Below are 14212 nucleotides of genomic sequence, written 5' to 3'. Positions count from 1 at the left end.
AGGGGCAAACGAGTGGACGCAGGTCATCAACCAGGGCGAAAGCCCGCTTCAACCATTCCCGAACCTCATTCTCAACCCTTCCACCGGTACCCCGCTCCATGCACCGTATCGATCGCGTCGAAGGCAGGGTCGATGGCGAGGAATTTCTTGCGGATGCGCTTGATATGCGAGGTGATGGTCTGGTCGTCGACGACCACCTGGGCGTCGCGCATGAGTTGCTCGCGACTCTTCACGTGACCGGGGAAGCGGACCAGAGTGTGCACCATCCAGAACTCGGTGACGGTCAGCGGCACTTCGCTGCCGTTCCACAGGATGCGCATGCGTTCGGCTTCGAGGCGCAGCGGGCCCTGTTCGTGCACGCTGTCGGCCGGGGCCGGCTTGCGTTGCGCTTCCATGCGCCGGAACAGCGCGCTGATGCGTGCGGCCAACTGGTGCAGGGAGACATCCTTGGCAAGGTAGTCATCGGCGCCGAGGCGCAGGCCGGAGATCACGTCGAAATCGGAATCGCGCGCGGTCAGGAACAGGATCGGCAACGTCGCCGACTTTGCACGCAGATGGCGGCAGAGATCGAAGCCGCCTTCCGGTTCATCGCCGAGGCCGACGTCGATCACGACCAGTTCGGGCATCTGCTGGGCGAATGCGGTCTCGGCCTCGCCGCGCGAGGCGTAACCGCGCACCTCGTAGCCAATGCGGCCAAGCGCCTCGACGTAGTTCGCTCGGATCAGTGGCTCGTCTTCGACGATGGCGATGCGACGCGGCATGCGATTCCCGCTCCGATGCTGGTTGACGCGGCCAGCTTACGCAGCGCCGACGCGACCGCGCAATGCGTGGCGCTTCACTGCCCTTGAATTGCCACAAGCCGTCAGCGTCATGACCGACGGCCGGCGGCGGCCCGCCCGCGCGTGCGCCTCGAATGGCCCCGCCCACGAGGAGACCCGCCATGCGCACCGCCGACAACCGCGACCGCGACACCGACCTCGAAGGTGGTTTCGAGCCGTTGCGCACGCTGTTCGCCGTCATCGTCCTGCTGCTCGGCTTCGCCGCCTCGGCGCGCGCCGACGGCGGCTTCGCCACCTTCTCGGCGACCGCGCGCGATGGGCGCAGCTTCGAACTGGTCGCGCTCGACAGCGAGGTGCGCTACGAAGTCGCCGGCCTGGTTGCCGAAGCGGCGATCCGCCAGCGGTTCCGCAACGACTCCGACCAGTGGATCGAGGCGCAGTACCTGCTGCCGCTGCCGGACGGTGCGGCCGTGCACGACCTCGAACTGCGCGTCGGCCAGCGCCGCATCGTCGGCGAGATCCGCGAGAAGGAGGCCGCGCGCGCAGCCTATGTCGAAGCCGCCGCCAGCGGCCGGCGCGCCGCCCTGATCGAGAACGATCGCGCCCACCTGTTCCGCACCGCCGTCGCCAACATCGCGCCGGGCGAGACCATCGCCGTCGACGTGCGCTGGTGGCAGAGCGTCGACTACCGCGACGAGCGCTTCCGCCTCGAGCTGCCGCTGACCTACACGCCGCGCTATCGCGGCCCGTCGGACAAGGCGGCCGACGATGCCGGCGATGCGCACACCGCATCAGCGCCGCGCGTTGCGATCACGGTCGAACTCGAAGCCGGCGTCGCCCTCGCCCGCGTCGAGAGCGCGAGCCATCGCATCGCCGTCGCCGAGCGCAGTGGCCGCCACACGATCACCCTCGCCGACGGTGTGGTGCCGGCCGAACGCGATTTCGTCCTCGAATGGACGCCACGCCTCGGTGCGACGCCGGCCTCGGCCGTGCTCACCGAAGTCGCCGGCAACGAGACCTACGCCCTGCTCATGCTGTTGCCGCGCGCCGAACTGGCAAATCCGTTGCCGCGCGAGCTGATCCTGGTCATCGACACCTCGGGCTCGATGGAGGGCGCGTCGATCCACCAGGCGCGTGCCGCGCTCGACCTCGCGTTGTCGCAACTGACGCCAGCCGACCGCTTCAACGTGATCCAGTTCAACTCGCGCACCGAGGCGCTGTTCGATCAGGCAGTGGCGGCGACAGCGGATGACGTCAAACTCGCGCGCGAGTGGGTCGCCTCGCTCGTCGCCAGCGGCGGCACCGAGATGGCGCCGGCGCTGGCGCGCGCCTTCGCCGGCAATGCGCCGGCCGGTTATCTGCGCCAGGTCGTGTTCGCCACCGACGGCGCGATCGAAAACGCGGCGGCGCTGTACACGCTGATCGACGCGCAGCTCGGCGAATCGCGCCTGTTTCCGGTCGGCATCGGCAGCGCGCCGAACGCGCAGTTCATCCACCGCGCGGCTACGCTCGGGCGCGGCACGGCGACCCTGATCCGCGGCCTCGACGAAGTCGGCCCGGCCATGCGTACGCTGTTCGACAAGCTGGAAAAACCGGCCCTGCGCGACCTCGCGCTCGACTGGCCAGCCGGTACCGAAACCTGGCCGGCACGCCTGCCAGACCTGTATGCCGGCGAGCCGTTGATGGTCGTGGCCCGACTCGGCGCGGTCGGCACCAATATGCAGGCGCGCGGCCTGATGGCCGGCGCGCCATGGCAGGCGTCGCTGCCGCTGGTCCGTGCCGAACGCTCGCGCGGCATCGTGCGTCTGTGGGCGCAGCGCAAGATCGACACGCTCGAGCAATCGGTCGAATTGGGCGCGGATGCCGATGCGATGCGCAAGGCCATCACTGCGATCGCGATCGAACACCGTCTGGTCACGCGCCACACCAGTCTCGTCGCGATCGAGCAGACGCCGGTGCGCACACTCGACGAGGACCTCGTCTCGCACCGCATCGCCAACGGCCGGCCGGCCGACGGGCTCGGCTTCGCCACCACCGCCACGCCAGCGCCACGCCGTCTGCTGCTCGGCTTGCTGTGCCTGCTGCTGGCCTTCGCCTTCACCGCCCACGCGCGCCGTCAGCCGTGGTCATGACCGACCGCCAGGAGAACACCATGATGACCCTGTTGCCCCGCACGTTCCGCATCCGCCGCGCCGCCATGCGCACCGGTGAGGCCGACACCCTGCATGTCCTCGAATGGCTCGGCGGCGAAGCCTTCGTCGTCCCGCCGCCGTGCGAGACCGTCGACGCATCGCCGCAAACGCCCGCGCACGAGGATCCCAGCCCCGATTGGCGGGTGTTGTAGGAGCTCCTGCGGAAGACATGAATCGGAGCATCGAACGATGACCACCCGCCGCAACCGCTGCACCCACCTGCTCGCCATCGCCAGCGCCGTGCTCGGCATCGCCCTGTGCGTCGATGCCGGCTACGTGCATGCGAAAGCCTGGCTCGCCCAGGTGCTGCTCGAACGCGCCTGGGCCCGCACGCTCGTCGACGGCGGCACCCACGCGCCGTGGCCCTGGGCCGACGCGGCGCCAGTCGCGCGCCTGATCGTGCCGCGCCTGGCCGTGACACGCATCGTGCTCGGCGGCGACGACGGACGCGCGCTGGCCTTCGCGCCGGGCTGGAGCGGATCGACCGCGCTACCCGGCGAGATCGGTCTCGGCGTGGTCAGTGCACACCGCGACACGCACTTCCGTTTCCTTGCCGACCTCGTCAGCGGCGATGCTCTCGCGGTCGAAACGCGCAACGGCACGCGCCACTACCGCGTGCGCTCGATGCGCGTCGTCGATGCGCGCACCACGCGCATCGACACCTCGACCGACATCGACGGACTGCTGCTGGTGACCTGCTGGCCGTTCGACGCGATCGATGCGCGCGGACCGTTGCGCTATGTCGTCGAGGCAGCGGCAACGAGCACCGGTGCGTGATGTAACCGGCGGGGTTCGTGCACGGGCCGGGCGCGGCCACGATCCGGGCGTGCGCGCTGCGGTATTCAGTCGGTGCGTGGTCCGCCGCCGCGCACCGCATGCTCGCCGCCTGGCCCGCGCCCACCCCGCGCCCCACGCGGCGGCATCGCCTGCGCGCGCCATTCGAGGTACTTGCGCCAGCCGTCGTCACCGAGGCGCTTGCGCAGCTTGTCGTCTGCTTCCTCGTCGATGCGCGCGTGCTCAGCGCGCTGGCGGATGGCAAGCTGGTCATGGGCATCACGGCGTTCGGCTTCGATGCGGCGGACGTCCTTCGCGGTGGCGGCATCGAAGCCGGGGGCGAGGGCGAGCGGTGCGACGCCGGGCCGCTGGCCAGGTTGGGCCTGTGCCGAGGTGGCGATAACGGCAAGGGCAGCGAACAGGAGGCGGAACATCATTCGGTTCATGGCAGTCGGACCGCTGAAGCGGAAGGGAGTCGGAACGGCCTTGCATGCTCGGCCACGAATGCGCAGCCGCTGCGCAGCAATCAAGGAAAAAGCGTGGAAACCGCACGCCGGCACCGATAGCGGCGGTATCGTTGCGGGCACCGCGTGATGGCCACGCGACTAAGCGCGCACGATGTTCCGACTCTGGCAACGCCTGTTCCTCGCCATCGCCCTGCTCAGCACACTCGCGCTGGCCGGCTTCGTGGTCTGGCAGCAGCAGAGTTTCCGTCGTGGCTTCATCGGCTATCTCAACGAGGTCGCGCTCGAACGCCTGCAGCCGGCCACGCTGCGCCTCGCCGCAGCACATGCCGAGAACGGCGGCTGGGATTTCCTGCGCGGCGATCCGCGGCGTTTCGCCGATCTGATCGATCCGGACGGGCGCCGCCTGCGGGGCAGCGGACCGCCACCGGGATTCGATCCTCGCCTGCACGGCGAGGCCGGGCCGGACGAGCGCTCTCGATTCGAACGGCGCGAGCCGCCCCCGTTCCACGCCGGTCCGCCACCCGGCGTACCGCGCTTCGGCCCACCCGGCCTGGCCGGGCGCGTGCAACTGCTCGACGCCAGCGGCGCCCACGTCGCCGGCAACGCCGAGGTCGGTGCCGGAGCACCGAGCCTGCCGGTCATCACCGCCGGCGAGACGATCGGCACCCTGCGCCTCGCTTCGCTGCCGCAACCGCGCGGCGATGCCGAACTCGCCTTCGCGCGCGACCAGTTCAACGGCGCACTGATCGCCGCCTGTGCCGTGCTCGCCGGTGCCCTGCTGCTCGCCTTCGCCCTCGCGCGCTGGCTGCTCGGGCCGGTGCGCGCACTTGCCAGCGGCACGCGTGCGCTGGCCGCCGGCGACTACGCCTCGCGCATCGACCATGCGCGGCGTGACGAACTCGGCGCACTCGCCGACGACTTCAACCACCTCGCCGCGACGCTCGAGCAGCACCGCGACGCACGCCGGCGCTGGGGTGCCGACATCGCCCACGAATTGCGCACGCCGCTCAGCATCCTGCGCGGAGAAATCCAGGCCCTGCAGGACGGTGTGCGAACGGCGACAGCGGACGCACTCGCCTCGCTGAACGCGGAATGCGAGCGGCTCAGCCGCCTCGTCGAGGATCTTTACCAGCTTGCCCTCGCCGACGTTGGTGCGCTCGAATACCGTTTCGAGGCGCTCGATCTCGCCGAGGTCGTGCGTGATGCGCTCGGCATGCACCGCCACGCGCTTGCCGATGCCGGCCTTGCCCTCGAAGCCGTGCTCGATGAGGTTCCGCCGGTGCGCGGTGACGCGCGCCGCCTCGGCCAGCTGCTCGACAACCTGCTCGCCAATGCGCGCCGTTACACCGATGCCCCCGGATCCATCCGGGTGGCGGTCGAACGCGGCAACGGACAGGCCTGCCTGGCCGTCGAGGACACGCCACCCGGCGTACCGACCGAGGCGCTGGAGCACCTGTTCGACCGCCTGTATCGCGTCGACGATTCGCGCAACCGGGCGGCTGGCGGCGCCGGCCTCGGCCTGGCCATCTGCGCGGCGATCGTGGCGGCCCATGGCGGCACGATCGCGGCGACACCCTCGCCGCTCGGCGGCCTGTGCATTCGCGTTTGCCTTCCGTTTGCAGGGAGTTCCACATGAACACCCAGGCACATGTCCTGATCGTCGAGGACGAACCGAAACTCGCCGCGCTGCTGCGCGACTACCTGGTCGCCGCCGGCTGCCGGGTCAGCGTGCTCGGGCGCGGGGACGGTGCGGTCGAATGGGTACGCCGCCACGCCCCCGACGCGATCCTGCTCGACATCTCGCTGCCCGGTGCCGATGGCCTGTCGATCTGCCGCGGCGTGCGCGCCTTCTCGTCGTTGCCGATCCTGATGGTCACCGCGCGCGTCGAGGAGATCGACCGCCTGCTCGGCCTCGAACTCGGCGCCGATGACTACATCTGCAAACCGTTCAGTCCGCGCGAGGTGGTCGCGCGCGTCAAGGCCGTGCTGCGCCGCGCGGCCCATGCGGCGGCACCATCCGCGACGCAGGCGATCGTGCTCGATGAGGAGCGCTTCGAGGTGCGCGTGCATGGCCGCCCGCTGGTGCTGACGCCGAGCGAGTTCCGCCTGCTGCGCAAGCTGTCGAGCCAGCCCGGCCGCGTGTTCTCGCGCAGCCAGCTCATCGGCGCGCTGTATGAAGACCATCGCGTGGTCAGCGAGCGCACGGTCGACAGCCACGTCAAGAACCTGCGCCGCAAGCTCGACGAGGTCGGGGTCGACCCGATCGCCGCGGTGTACGGGGTCGGGTACCGCTTCGAGCCACCTGGGCAAGGGGACGCATCCGAGCCATCCACCCCATGACGCAGCCGATCCACCCTCCTTTCGGCACCTGCGAGGACGAATCCGGGGCCGCCAGGAACGCGAACGGCACGGAAATTGCTGCACTCTCCGGGGGCCCGCCCTGACGCGCGCCACCAACCCAGGGAGATCAAAGCCATGCTCGACAATGTCATTCCCGTGAAGACCGAGGCGGGCCGCCAGGAAATCGAAAACCGCTCACATCACCTCGGCCCCCGCCACCGCACCGTCTTGATCGCCATCAATGGCCAGCGTCAGCTCGGCGAGGTGCGCCGCCAGTTTGCATCCTTCGGCGACGTCGCCGGCCTGATCGGCGAGCTGGCCGAAGCTGGCCTGATCGAGTTCAGCGGCAGCGGCCCGACCAAGGAGGCGGCCAACGAGTCCGGCCCGGCGTCGGTCGATCCGGTGGTACTGCCGGCCGACGCGATCACGCCGGCCGCCACCGCGCGCAAGTTCATGAACAACACGGTGGTCGACCATCTCGGTCTGCGCTCCTTCCTGTTCACGCTCAAGCTCGAGCGCTGCGACAGCCAGGCCGACTTCCTTGAAATCCTGCCGGAGTACCGCCGCCAGTTGCGCAAGGTGCTCGACAACGCCGTGGTCAACACCCTGCACGAGGAAGCCGAGGCGCTGATCGCGCGTATCTGACCCAACTGGCCCACCGCTGTCAGATTGCGACGCGCACGGTTCGATCCGCCGTGCGTCGTGGCGACCGATGCGACGCAGCATCGGGCCGGGAATCGCCTCGGTCCGTTCCTCGCTGGACGTCCGCGCATGCAACGGGCACGATCGCCGGTTCGCATCCGCCTTCCGGACGTCGCCAGGCATGGACGAGTCGGTTTTCCGCCAGCTGTTGACCCGCAGCGTCACCTCGGTGCTCGATCGGCCGACCCTCGACAAGGGAGCCGACTACGTGCGCCAGGGGCATGTGCGCACGCTGCGCTACAGCAGTGACGACAGCGCCGGGGTCCTGATCGGCCAGGTCGACGGCACGGCCACCGAACCCTACACGGCCGGCGTGCGCATCGCCCTGCAGGGCGCGCGGCCGCTGCTCGACACGCAATGCACCTGCCCACTCGAAGGCGAGTGCAAGCATGTCGCCGCGATCACCCTGAAAATGCTCGGTGCGCCGCTGCCCGACATCGAAACCGAAGCACGCACGCAGAAGGGCGTGGATCTCGGCGCCTGGAAGCGCTGGTTCGAATCGCTGGAAGCCGCGCGCGCGCCGCTGTCACGCAAGCCCGTCGCCGATCCGGCCCAGGTGTTCGGCATCCTCCTGCGCCTCGGCGAGGGCGCGCTGCCACACCTGCTGGTGCAGCCGGTGTGGCTCAAGCCCAACCGCAAGGGTGGGCTCGGCTCACCGCAACCGATCGGCCACGGCTACTACTACGGCGGCGATCCCTGGGAGCGGCTTACGCCGGAACAGTTCGAGCACGTCGCGCGCCTGCGCATGGGCGTCACCGGCTATACCGGCAGTGGCGCGTGGTACACGCTGACCGGCCTGCGCGACGAGTCACTGCTGGAAATCCTCATCGCCAGCCATCCCTGCTTCGTGGACAAGCCGTCGAAGGGTCGCGTCACCCTGGCTGCGCCACGCGCACTCGGCTGGGATTGGCGCACCGAAGCTGATGGCAGCCAGACCCTGATCGCGCGCCTCGGTGGCGACTCGGCAAAGACGCGCCTGCTGCGCATCGATGGCGTCTGGTACTTCGACGAAATCACCCGCGAGCTCGGCCGCGTCGACGGCGATGCACGCCTGGTCGAAGCCGCCTTGCGCGCACCGCCACTGCTGCCCGAACAGGCGCCACTGGTCGCCGACCGCCTGCGCGAAACCGCCGTCGCCAGCAAGCTGCCGGAACCGGCTCGACCGGCCGCGGCCGAAGCACATCGCGTGGTGCCGGTGCCGGTGCTGACCCTGCGCGCGTTTCCGCAACTCGCCCACGTCAACGGCGCGCCGTTGCGCTACCAGGCCGGTGTGGCCCGGCTCGATTTCGACTACGCCGGCCCCCGCCTGCCGTACGCGCCGTCCGCCGCGCGCGAACGGCGCATGCACGAAGGCCGCCTGCTCGAAATCGTGCGCGACCGTTCGGCCGAGATCGCCGCGGTCGAACGCCTCGAGGAACTCGGCTTCGTCGAAGCCGGCATGCTGCCGTCGATCCCGGGCCTCGGCCGCCACACACTCGGCCACAGCGATTTCGTGCTCGAACCGCGGCGTGCGCAGATCGCCCCGGCCGAGCAGTTGTTCGCCCTGGCCACGCGCCTGCGCGACCAAGGCTTCCGCCTCGAGAGCGAGTCCGGCTTCCCGTTCGAACTGCTCGATGAACCGGAGCAGTGGCATGCCGAAGTCGCCGACGAGGGCAATGCCTGGTTCGACGTCAGCCTCGGCATCGACGTCGCCGGCGAGCGCATCGACCTGCTGCCGGTGCTGCGCAACCTGCTCGCCGATCCATCATTCCCACTGGCACCGCGCAAGGGCGAGGCCGAGGACGCGGTGTGGCTCGTGCCGATCGATGCACGCCGGCGCGTGCCGTTGCCGTTGGCGCGTCTGCGCCGGCTGATCGCGCCGCTGCTCGAATGGCTGGAGAGCACGCCACCGGTGCAGGTCGATCCCGAACGCGGCGGCCTGCGCCTGTTGCGCGCACATGCTGGCGTGATCGATGAGCTGGCTGCTTCGAGCGGGCTGGCCTGGCGCGGCGGCGAACGCCTGCGCACGCAGATCGAACGCCTGCGCGAGGCTCGCGAACCAGCCAGTGAACCGCCCGGCTTCACGGCGACGCTGCGTCGCTACCAGCGCGACGGCCTGGCCTGGCTCGGCTTCCTTGCCGATGCCGGCCTCGGCGGCGTGCTCGCCGACGACATGGGTCTCGGCAAGACCGTGCAGGTGCTCGCCCACTTGCTCGCCGAGAAGCAGCGTGGCCGCCTCGAACGACCCGCCCTCGTGGTCGCGCCAACCAGCCTCGTCGCCAACTGGCGCAGCGAGGCGGAACACTTCACCCCGGACCTGCGCGTGCTGGTCCTGCACGGACCCGCGCGTGGCGGACTGCATGAGGCGATCCCGCGCCACGACCTCGTCATCACGACCTATCCCCTGCTCGCGCGCGACCAGGAGGAACTGATCGCCCACGACTACGCCCTGCTCGTGCTCGACGAGGCGCAGGCGATCAAGAACGCCAAGAGCCAGGCCGCGCGCATCGTGCGCACGATCCCGGCCGCGCGGCGCCTGGCCATGACCGGCACGCCGCTGGAGAACCACCTCGGCGAACTGTGGGCGCAGTTCGACGCGGTCGAGCCGGGCCTGCTCGGCAGCGAGCGCGACTTCGTGCGCTTCTACCGCACGCCGATCGAGAAGCACGGCGACGTCGAACGGCGCGAACGCCTGGGTCGGCGCATCGCCCCGCTGCTGCTGCGCCGACGCAAGGAGGATGTGCTCGCCGACCTGCCAGAAAAAACCTTCATCCCGTGCAACGTCGAACTCGAAGGTGCGCAACGCGAGCTCTACGAGACGCTGCGCCTCGCCCAGCACGAGCGCGTGCTCGCCGAGGTGCAGAAGCGCGGCCTCGCGCAGAGCGGCATCGTCGTGCTCGACGCCCTGCTCAAGCTGCGCCAGGCCTGCTGCGATCCGCGCCTGGTCAAGCTCGAAGGCGCACGCAAGGTCGAAGGCTCGGCCAAGCTCGACCTGCTGCTCGATCTGACCGACAGCCTCGTCGCCGAAGGCCGGCGCATCCTCGTCTTCAGCCAGTTCACCGAGATGCTCGCCCTGATCGGCGAGGCGCTCGACGCGCGCGGCCAGCCGTGGCAGACCCTGACCGGGCAGACGCCCGGCACGCAGCGCGCCGAACTCGTCGAACGATTCCAGGCCGGCGAAGTACCGTTGTTCCTGATCAGCCTCAAGGCCGGCGGCGTCGGTCTCAACCTGACCGCCGCCGACACCGTGATCCACTACGACCCGTGGTGGAACCCGGCCGTCGAGGCCCAGGCCACCGACCGTGCGCACCGCATCGGCCAGGACAAGCCGGTGTTCGTCTACAAGCTGATCTGCACCGGCACGGTCGAGGAGAAGATCCAGGCCCTGCAGCAGCGCAAGGCCGACCTCGCCGCCGCCGTCCTCGAAGGCGGCAGCACGCAGAGCCTGCGCTTCGACGAGAGCGACCTCGCCGAGTTGTTCGCGCCGTTGTAGCCGCGGCCATCAAGTCGAGAGTCATGCACGGGGAGCGGACCGCTCGTCACCATCGGTGTTGCCGATCCTTCATCACCCGACATGGCCTGCGTGGGAACGCCTGACCGGCCTCGCGGTTGATTGCCGAACGCGATGGTTGGCCGCCGATGCGTCATCCATTCCTCCACAGGCCCCCTGCCGAACGTCATCCTTGTCGATGCCTCCAACCGGCCCCACCATCGACGCAGCCGGCTGGCGGCGACGGGAGTGAGGGCGATGCGATTCCTTGGCGTGCTGTTGCTGTGGGCGATCGTGCTGGTGCTGTGCTGGCCGGTGGCATTGGTGCTGCTCGTGCTGTGGCCGATCCTGTGGCTGCTGTCGATTCCGTTCCGCATCGTCGGCGCGCTGATGGACGCGATCGTTGCCCTGGTCACGGCGCTGCTCATGCTGCCGGCGCGCCTGCTTGGCCATCGCCCGGCGACCTGAAACGGACGCAGGAGCATGCTGCTCGCGTAGAATCGCCGGCCCGTCTCCCGATCCGGAACCCCGATGCCGTTCGACGACCACGCGATGCGCCCACTGCCACGCTTGATCTTCTTCTCGCGCTGGTTGCAGTTGCCGCTCTACCTCGGCCTGATCGTCGCCCAGGGCGTCTACGTGTTCCTGTTCCTCAAGGAACTGTGGCACCTGATCCACGGTGCGGTGGGCTTCGGCGAACAGCAGATCATGCTGATCGTGCTCGGCCTGATCGACGTGGTGATGATTTCCAACCTGCTCATCATGGTCATCGTCGGCGGCTACGAGACCTTCGTCTCGCGTCTCGGCCTGGACGGCCACCCGGATCAGCCCGAGTGGTTGAGCCACGTCAACGCCTCGGTGCTCAAGGTCAAGCTGGCGATGGCGATCATCGGCATCTCCTCGATCCACCTGCTCAAGACCTTCATCGCCGCGGGCACGCTGGGTGGCCTCGATTTCTGCACGCCCGAGCAGCTCGTCGCGATCAAGGACATCACCGCGATGAACCCGAACTGCGCGACACTGACTCCGACCGGTGTGCTCTGGCAGACCATCATCCATTGCGTGTTCATCCTCTCCGCCATCGGCATCGCCCTTACCGACCGCATCATGCAGGGAGCGCCACACAAGGCGAGGGCGAACGGCGGGCATTGAGGACCATCGCGCCACTACAATCGCGCGATGGATGTTTCCCACCTGCTCGAAGGGCTGAACCCGGCCCAGCGCGAGGCCGTCACCGCAGCGTCGGGACATCACCTCGTGCTCGCCGGCGCCGGATCCGGCAAGACGCGCGTGCTCGTGCACCGCATCGGCTGGCTGCTCGAAGTCGAACGGCAGTCGCCGTGGTCGGTGCTCGCAGTGACCTTCACCAACAAGGCCGCCGCCGAGATGCGCACGCGCGCCGGTATGCTGGTCGGCGAGGCGCGCGGACTCACGGTCGGTACCTTCCACGGCATCGCCCACCGTCTGCTGCGCCGACATTGGCGCGAGGCCGGTCTGCCCGAGACCTTCCAGATCCTCGATGCCGATGACCAATTGCGCCTGGTCAAGCGCACGATGGCCGGCCTCGACATCGACGAGGCGCGCTTTCCACCGCGCCAGGCGGCCTGGTACATCAATGCGCAGAAGGACGAGGGCCGCCGACCCGATGCGATCGAGACCGGCGGCAACCCGATCGCGGCGACCCTGCTCGACATCTACCGCGGCTACGAGGATGCCTGCCGGCGCGCCGGCCTGGTCGATTTCGCCGAGCTGCTGCTGCGTGCACACGAATTATGGCTGCACGATGAAACCCTGCTCGCACACTACCGGGAGCGCTGGCGGCACCTGCTGATCGACGAGTTCCAGGACACCAATGCGCTGCAATACGCCTGGGTGCGCCTGCTCGCAGGCCAGACCGGCTCTCTGTTCGTGGTCGGTGACGACGACCAGGCGATCTACGGCTGGCGTGGCGCGCGGGTCGAGAACGTGCAGCACTTCCTGCGCGACTTCCCCGGCGCGACGACGATCCGCCTCGAACAGAACTACCGCTCGACAGCGACGATCCTCGGCGCGGCCAACGCGGTCATCGCCAACAACCCGAGCCGCCTCGGCAAGGAACTGTGGACCGCCGGCGAGCGCGGCGAGCCGATCGCGCTGTACGCCGCCTACAACGAACAGGACGAAGCGCGCTTCGTCGTCGAACGCATCCAGGAAGTCATCCGCAGCGGCCAGCCGGCGAGCAGCGTGGCCGTGCTGTACCGCTCGAACGCGCAGTCGCGCAACTTCGAGGAACTGCTGATCCGCAACGACATCCCGTACCGCGTGTACGGCGGCCAGCGTTTCTTCGACCGCGCCGAAGTGAAGGATGCGCTGGCCTACCTGCGCCTGGTCGGCAACCGTCACGACGACGCGGCCTTCGAGCGCGTCGTCAACACCCCGCCGCGCGGCATCGGCGACCGCACGATCGACCTGCTGCGCGGGCGCGCACGCCGCGAGGCCACGTCGATGTGGGAAGCCGCGCTCGCCGAACTCGGCGACAGCATGCTGGCCGCGCGCGCGAGGAACGCGCTGCGCGGCTTCCTCGTGCTGGTCGATGGCCTCGCCCGCGACTGCAACGGAGATTCGGGATTCGGGATTCGGGATTCGAAATTCGAAGAAGCGGGTGTTCCCGAATCTCCAATCCCCAATCCCGAATCCCATTCCCTGCCCCTCGCCGAACAGATGGACCACGCGATCGCGTTGTCCGGCCTGCGCGAATACCACGAGCGCGACAGGTCCAGTGCCGAGTCACGCCTCGAGAACCTCGACGAGCTGGTCAATGTCGCCAGTCGTTTCGAACGCACGGCCGAAGACATCGAGGCCGGCCTGTCCGAACTCGCCGCCTTCCTCGCCCACGCCGCGCTCGAAGCCGGCGAATCGCAGGGCGAGGCCTGGCAGGACTGCGTGCAGCTCATGACCCTGCATTCGGCGAAGGGCCTCGAGTTTCCGCTGGTATTCCTGGTCGGCCTCGAAGAGGGCCTGTTCCCTGGACAGAAATCGATGGAGGAACCGGGTCGCCTCGAGGAGGAGCGCCGTCTCGCCTACGTCGGCATCACGCGCGCACGCGAAAGGCTCGTGCTGAGCTACGCCGAATCGCGGCGCATGCACGGCATGGAAATGTACGGCCGCCCGTCGCGTTTCCTCGGCGAAATCCCGGCCGAACTGATCCACGAGGTGCGCCCGCGCGTGCAGGTCAGCCGGCCGATGGCGGCTGCGGCCGGGCATGCCCGCCTCGATGCCGGACCGGGCCTGAAGCTCGGCCAGCGTGTGCGCCATGCGAGCTTCGGTGCGGGCGTCATCGTCGACTGCGAGGGCGCCGGCGCGCACACACGTGTGCAGGTCAATTTCGAGGAAGGCGGGCAGAAGTGGCTGGTGCTTGCCTACGCGAACCTCGAGCCGGCGTAGGACGGGACAACGCGACCTCCCACCCTCGGCGCAGGAGCCCCTTCAGGGGCGATGCTCTTCGCCATG

Annotated in this window: 12 protein-coding genes; 10 read left to right on the top strand and 2 right to left on the bottom strand. The window is 69.1% G+C overall.

Features of this window, described 5'->3' with window-relative positions:
- Positions 1 to 71 precede the first annotated feature (71 nt).
- Positions 72 to 761, bottom strand: coding sequence for a proteobacterial dedicated sortase system response regulator (pdsR, locus tag KF907_RS04875; RefSeq protein WP_291218748.1), 690 nt, complete (start codon positions 759 to 761; stop codon positions 72 to 74).
- Positions 762 to 940: 179 nt separating this feature from the next.
- Between pdsR and KF907_RS04870 the strand changes: the two genes are divergently transcribed.
- Genes KF907_RS04870 through KF907_RS04860 form a run of 3 tightly spaced genes read left to right on the top strand, consistent with a single transcriptional unit; the run spans position 941 to position 3748 of the window.
- Positions 941 to 2911 carry a VIT domain-containing protein gene (locus tag KF907_RS04870; protein ID WP_291218747.1) on the top strand — a complete coding sequence of 657 codons (1971 nt, stop codon included), beginning with the start codon at positions 941 to 943 and terminating at the stop codon, positions 2909 to 2911.
- On the top strand, positions 2908 to 3123 hold the full coding sequence (locus tag KF907_RS04865; RefSeq protein ID WP_291218745.1) for a hypothetical protein: 216 nt from the start codon (positions 2908 to 2910) through the stop codon (positions 3121 to 3123). Before KF907_RS04870 ends, KF907_RS04865 begins: the two co-directional genes overlap by 4 nt.
- Positions 3124 to 3160: 37 nt before the next feature.
- Complete coding sequence (locus KF907_RS04860) at positions 3161 to 3748, top strand: class GN sortase (protein ID WP_291218744.1); 588 nt, start codon at positions 3161 to 3163, stop codon at positions 3746 to 3748.
- Positions 3749 to 3813: 65 nt separating this feature from the next.
- On the opposite strand, the gene KF907_RS04855 is transcribed toward KF907_RS04860, so the two are convergent.
- Positions 3814 to 4191 (bottom strand): hypothetical protein, encoded by a 378-nt coding sequence (locus tag KF907_RS04855; RefSeq protein WP_291218743.1) that lies wholly within the window; start codon positions 4189 to 4191, stop codon positions 3814 to 3816.
- Between the two features lie 172 nt (positions 4192 to 4363).
- Here KF907_RS04855 and KF907_RS04850 point away from each other — a divergent pair, with 172 nt between their 5' ends.
- The 7 genes from KF907_RS04850 (at position 4364) to KF907_RS04820 (ending at position 14146) form a co-directional block, all read left to right on the top strand.
- Positions 4364 to 5848 carry an ATP-binding protein gene (locus KF907_RS04850; RefSeq protein WP_291218742.1) on the top strand — a complete coding sequence of 495 codons (1485 nt, stop codon included), beginning with the start codon at positions 4364 to 4366 and terminating at the stop codon, positions 5846 to 5848.
- The gene (locus KF907_RS04845) at positions 5845 to 6552 is read left to right on the top strand and encodes a response regulator (RefSeq protein ID WP_291218741.1); all 708 of its coding nucleotides are present in this window, start codon (positions 5845 to 5847) and stop codon (positions 6550 to 6552) included. Before KF907_RS04850 ends, KF907_RS04845 begins: the two co-directional genes overlap by 4 nt.
- Positions 6553 to 6687: 135 nt before the next feature.
- Positions 6688 to 7197 carry a hypothetical protein gene (locus KF907_RS04840; RefSeq protein WP_291218739.1) on the top strand — a complete coding sequence of 170 codons (510 nt, stop codon included), beginning with the start codon at positions 6688 to 6690 and terminating at the stop codon, positions 7195 to 7197.
- A gap of 178 nt (positions 7198 to 7375) precedes the next feature.
- Positions 7376 to 10726, top strand: a complete 3351-nt coding sequence (locus KF907_RS04835) for a DEAD/DEAH box helicase (RefSeq protein ID WP_291218737.1) — start codon at positions 7376 to 7378, stop codon at positions 10724 to 10726.
- Positions 10727 to 10981: 255 nt separating this feature from the next.
- Positions 10982 to 11191 (top strand): hypothetical protein, encoded by a 210-nt coding sequence (locus tag KF907_RS04830; RefSeq protein WP_291218735.1) that lies wholly within the window; start codon positions 10982 to 10984, stop codon positions 11189 to 11191.
- Between the two features lie 63 nt (positions 11192 to 11254).
- Positions 11255 to 11875, top strand: coding sequence for a TIGR00645 family protein (locus KF907_RS04825; RefSeq protein ID WP_291218733.1), 621 nt, complete (start codon positions 11255 to 11257; stop codon positions 11873 to 11875).
- 27 nt (positions 11876 to 11902) lie between these two features.
- Positions 11903 to 14146 carry a 3'-5' exonuclease gene (locus tag KF907_RS04820; RefSeq protein ID WP_291218731.1) on the top strand — a complete coding sequence of 748 codons (2244 nt, stop codon included), beginning with the start codon at positions 11903 to 11905 and terminating at the stop codon, positions 14144 to 14146.
- Positions 14147 to 14212: the final 66 nt, after the last annotated feature.

It is taken from the genome of Dokdonella sp., from assembly GCF_019634775.1.
In the GTDB taxonomy this organism is placed as follows: Bacteria; Pseudomonadota; Gammaproteobacteria; order Xanthomonadales; family Rhodanobacteraceae; genus Dokdonella.
Note: the sequence above shows the minus strand (reverse complement) of the source record. Positions and strands in the feature narration are given on the sequence as shown.